This window comes from Jannaschia maritima, assembly GCF_030973515.1.
GTDB lineage: Bacteria > Pseudomonadota > Alphaproteobacteria > Rhodobacterales > Rhodobacteraceae > Jannaschia > Jannaschia maritima.
In genome coordinates, this window is sequence record NZ_JARGZA010000039.1 from 1 (window position 1) to 1,405 (window position 1,405).

Below are 1,405 nucleotides of genomic sequence, written 5' to 3' on the forward strand. Positions count from 1 at the left end.
CAGCTGGGGCGCTTCATCAGGGCCGGTTCGGGGGTTTTGAGATGCCGCCGGGGCAAGTCTGGGACCCATGGTGACGCTTCTCGAATCCGCGCCGGTTCGGCCAGCACCGATCTGGCTGTTGGGAAGGTAAGGCGCGGGAACCGCAGCAACCGTCGGGCGGACATTCCCGAGGACCTGTATATACAGGTGGGCGCCGGATAACCGGACCAGGATCCGGCCAGAGCCAGCCCCCTCGGAATTGCTTAAGGCCACCGGAATTTCGCCACGTGTGACGAGAAGAGCAGAACCCGCGACACACGAGTTAGGGCCGCCGTCGGGGCGGTTCAAGCGGGGATAACGACGTACACCCCCTGTACACCCCCCGTACACCCCCCGTGCATACGAAACGGCAGACGCGCCGTCCGATGCCGCGGGCGCCGCGGCCAGCCCGTGTCCCTAGCTTGGGTCGGGGGCGCCGTGCCTAAGTCGGGCGTCCGACCCGGCGATCCGGCCCTGCGGCCAGACCAGGATGCCCGCCCGTCGGAGAGCCGCCGATGCCCCGGTGAACGTCCCGTCATGGACGAAGGTCGATCCGCAGGACGGAGATCCGTCCGTGAGGATCGCATGGCGGCAACCGTGCCGCCGGGCGAGGGTCGCGGTGTCGTGCGCGGCCCGCCTGTAGAGGTCCGTCACGTCCGCGCCGGTCGCTTCGATCACCCGGGCGCGGCCGGCGAGGACGTCGTCGCCCGGCGACCGCCCGGTTTCCGCCGTCAGACGGATCTCGGCCGGCGGGCGGGGCGTGGGGAACCCGACCGCGACCTCCGGGCAGACCGGGACGAGGCGACCTTCCCGCTGCCATCGTTCCAGGATCGCCACCGCCCCGGACCGCTCGTCGCCGCCGCCGTAGCGGATCGGGCGGCCGAGAAGGCAGGCGGAGACGAGGACGCGTTCCATCCATGCGGGCCTATGGGTCGGGGGGCGGAGCGGTCGCCGTCCCGGCGGCGGGGTCCGTCATGCGGTGGCGGGCTGGAAGTCCAGCGCGATCCCGTTGATGCAGTGTCGCAGGCCGGTGGGCGGGGGGCCGTCGTCGAAGACGTGGCCCAGATGGCCCCCGCAGCGGCCGCAATAGGCCTCGATGGCCAGACCCAGGATGGCGGGGTCGGGACGCTCGCCCACCACGTCGCCCGGCAGGGCCTGCCAGAAGGACGGCCAGCCGGTTCCGCTGTCGAACTTGTGGGCGCCGTCGTAGACGACGTTGCCGCAGCCCGCGCAGGCATAGGTGCCGGGCCGCGTCTCGCCGTCCAGGGGCGAGGAGAAGGGCTGCTCGGTCCCGCTTTCGCGCAGGATTGCATATTCGGCCTCCGTCAGCCGGTCGCGCCACTGGGCGTCCGTGAGCTCGAACGCGAAGGCACCCCCGGGACGGCCG

General features: G+C 71.6%; 2 protein-coding genes and 1 other RNA gene. All 3 read right to left on the reverse strand.

All coding sequences use genetic code 11. The features are described 5' to 3' along the window. Window positions 1–133 precede the first annotated feature (133 nt). Window positions 134–290: non-coding RNA, 6S RNA (gene ssrS, locus P0084_RS18585), on the reverse strand. A gap of 145 nt (window positions 291–435) precedes the next feature. Further along, window positions 436–933: a 2-thiouracil desulfurase family protein gene (locus P0084_RS18455; protein ID WP_308918364.1), complete on the reverse strand. Its 498-nt coding sequence runs from the start codon at window positions 931–933 to the stop codon at window positions 436–438. A 57-nt stretch (window positions 934–990) separates the two neighbouring features. Continuing rightward, a partial coding sequence (gene msrB, locus P0084_RS18460; RefSeq protein ID WP_308918365.1) for a peptide-methionine (R)-S-oxide reductase MsrB occupies window positions 991–1,405 on the reverse strand: 415 nt, incomplete at its 5' end.

Bases quoted from the DNA above. Each gene is read 5' to 3' on its own strand.
- P0084_RS18455 (WP_308918364.1), bottom strand. From the start codon at position 933: ATGGAACGCGTCCTCGTCTCCGCCTGCCTTCTCGGCCGCCCGATCCGC.